3 protein-coding genes are annotated in these 2812 nt (G+C 63.4%); all 3 read right to left on the minus strand.

The genetic code is table 11. From position 1 onward, the window contains the following. Positions 1–816, minus strand: an 816-nt coding sequence (locus EN906_RS29575; RefSeq protein ID WP_164777449.1) for an aldose epimerase family protein, incomplete at its 3' end; no start/stop codon positions are given. A 92-nt stretch (positions 817–908) separates the two neighbouring features. Beyond that, entirely contained in the window at positions 909–2366 is a 1458-nt protein-coding gene (locus tag EN906_RS29580) for an NAD-dependent succinate-semialdehyde dehydrogenase (RefSeq protein WP_127267428.1), read from the minus strand. Between the two features lie 191 nt (positions 2367–2557). After that, positions 2558–2812 (minus strand): AEC family transporter (locus tag EN906_RS29585; RefSeq protein ID WP_206529200.1); only part of this gene is annotated, 255 nt, incomplete at its 5' end.

Below are 2812 nucleotides of genomic sequence, written 5' to 3' on the forward strand. Positions count from 1 at the left end.
GGTCCAGACCTCCATCTCGACACCGGAACTGGCGCCTTGCGTCCACGCCGCCTGTTTGAGCGGCCCGCGTGTCGAAGCGAGGCAGAAATTCTGGTCGTAGGGCAGCTGTTCGCCCTCGGTCTCCATGCGCAACGGCCGCGCCTGGCGGAAATCGAACGGCGTGCCGTCAACCGGCTTGACCACCCCGGTCGGGATCATGTCGCCATCGACCGGCAGATAGGCGCCGGCATTCAACATCATCCTGTGGTCGAGAATGTCTCCGGCGCCGCCATCGTCCAGGTTGAAGTAGGAATGCTGGGTGAGATTGCACAGCGTCGGCTCCTCACAGGTGGCTGTCAGCTCGACGCTAAGCGTGCCGGGGATCTTCAACCGGTAGGTGCAGGTGACATCAAGCGCGCCGGGAAAACCCATCGCGCCGTCGGGATCGTGCAGGGTCAGCGTGACGAAATCCCTGCCATGCAAGGAAACCGTCCACGGCCGGTGGGAGTAACCTTGCGAGCCGCCATGCAGCGTATGCTTGTCGAGGAAGTTTTGCTCGGTCTGGTAGCGGCTGCCGCCAATGGTGAAGCGGCCGTCACGGATGCGGTTGGCGTAGCGGCCAACGACAGCACCGAAGAACGCCGTATCCGTCTCGTAGCCTTCCAGGCTGTCATAGCCGAGCACCAGCGGAGCATCGTGCCCGGTCAGGCGCAGATCCTGGATGATCGCGCCCAGACCGATGATGTTGGCTGTGATGCCGCCGCCCCTGATCGTGAAGCGACGCACCTGCTCGCCAGCCTGCGTCGTGCCGAAAACCTCGCCGTCCTTCATCGCCATGCCCGTAAATGCCAGTTGATCCAGAAGACTTCGGCTGGTTTTCCCACGAGAGATGGGCAGGCTATCGGCCTGCTCATCTCAGGGATAGCCTATCAGAGGCCGAGGCCGCCGATGCAGACATATTTGGTGTCGAGGTAATCCTCGATGCCCTGATGTCCGCCTTCCTTGCCGAGGCCGGATTCCTTGACGCCGCCGAACGGCGCTTCCGGCGTAGTGATGAGGCCTTCATTGACGCCGACCATGCCGTATTTCAGCCCTTCCATCACACGGAAGGCGCGGCCGAGATCGCCCGTATAGAAGTAGCAGGCGAGGCCGAATTCGGTGTCGTTGGCGAGGGCGACGGCTTCCTCTTCGGTCTCGAACTTGAACACCGGTGCGACCGGGCCGAAGATCTCTTCCTTCATGAAGCGCATCTTGGGTGTCGCGTTGGCGATGACCGTCGGCTGGAAGAACGAACCGCCGAGCGCATGGCGCTTGCCGCCGGCGACTATCTTGCCGCCCTTGGATGTGGCGTCGGCGATCAGTTCCTCGACCTTTTCGACCGCCTTCTCGTCAATCAGCGGTCCCTGCTGCACGCCGTCCTCGAGGCCGGAGCCGACCTTCAGCCCGTTGCTGGCGGCAGCGAGCTTCTCGACGAACTTGTCATAGACACCGGCCTGAACCAGGAAGCGGTTGGTGCAAACGCAGGTCTGGCCGGAATTGCGGTACTTGGCGGTGATCGCACCGGCGACCGCGCGCTCGAGGTCGGCGTCGTCGAAAACGATGAACGGCGCGTTGCCGCCGAGCTCCATCGATACCTTCTTGACGGTGACCGACGACTTCTGGATGAGAAGCTTGCCGACTTCGGTCGATCCGGTGAAGGTGATCTTCGACACCAGCGGATTGGCGCAGATCTCGTCGCCGATCTCGCTGGCCGAACCGGTCAGGATGTTGACGACGCCCTTGGGGAAGCCGACTTCCTCGGCGAGCGCGCCCCAGGCGAGACCCGAATACGGCGTCTGCGACGCCGGCTTGACCACCGCGGTGCAGCCGGCGGCGAGCGCCGGGCCGAGTTTGCGAGCCAGCATCGAGGACGGGAAATTCCATGGCGTGATGGCGGCAATGACGCCGACCGGCTCCTTGGTCACCAGGATGCGGCGGTCCGCCCATGGTGAGGGCACGACATCGCCATAGGTGCGGCGGCCTTCCTCGGCGAACCACAGGATATAGGCGGCGGCGGAGCCAATCTCGCCCTTCGATTCGAACAGCGACTTGCCCTGCTCGATGGTCAGCAGTTCGGCCAGCACGTCCTGATTGTCCATCATCGCGTCATGCAGCTTGCGCAGCAGCTTCGAGCGCTCGAGCGCGGTGGTCTTGCGCCACGACTTGAAGGCGACGGCGGCGGCCTCGATGGCGCGGCGCGTCTCGGCCTTGCCCGACTTCGGCACGGTGCCGATCTTGAGACCGGTGGCCGGATTGTTGACGTCGACCGTCTGGCCGCTGTCGGCCTGCACCCACTCGCCGTTGATGAGATTGGCCTGCCGCATGAAATGGCTGGTTTTCTGAAGCATGGTCTATCCTCCGTTCAGCGCCCTGACGGGCCGGTCTGTGAAATCTTCGGTGAGCGTGCGCCATGGACTGAAGCCGGCACGCCGGAGCCACTGCTCTTTACCGAGGGCAAGGCCCGCAAGCAATCGCAAGATGGCATATAGGGCTTGGGCCACAGCGAGACGAGAGCAGGCGACGTGCTTACCCCGATGCCTTACCCGAAAACGTGCAAGACAACAGTCAGCCAGAAAGCGGTGGTGACGGCGGCGCAGGCCGTGGCGATGGTCATCTGGTTCGACGCCAACGCCTGGCCGGTGTTGAACTGCACCGCGATCAGATAGGAATTGACGCCGGATGGCATCGCGGCCACCATCACCGCCACCTTGGCCGTCAAGGGCGGCAAGCCGAGCAGCCAGACGAAGACCAGGACCAGCGCTGGCATCAGGAACAGCTTCAGCACCGAAAGCAC

Origin of the sequence: Mesorhizobium sp. M7A.F.Ca.CA.004.06.1.1 (assembly GCF_003999135.1) — a bacterium.
GTDB lineage: Bacteria > Pseudomonadota > Alphaproteobacteria > Rhizobiales > Rhizobiaceae > Mesorhizobium.

Bases quoted from the DNA above. Each gene is read 5' to 3' on its own strand.
- EN906_RS29580 (WP_127267428.1), bottom strand. From the start codon at position 2,366: ATGCTTCAGAAAACCAGCCATTTCATGCGGCAGGCCAATCTCATCAAC.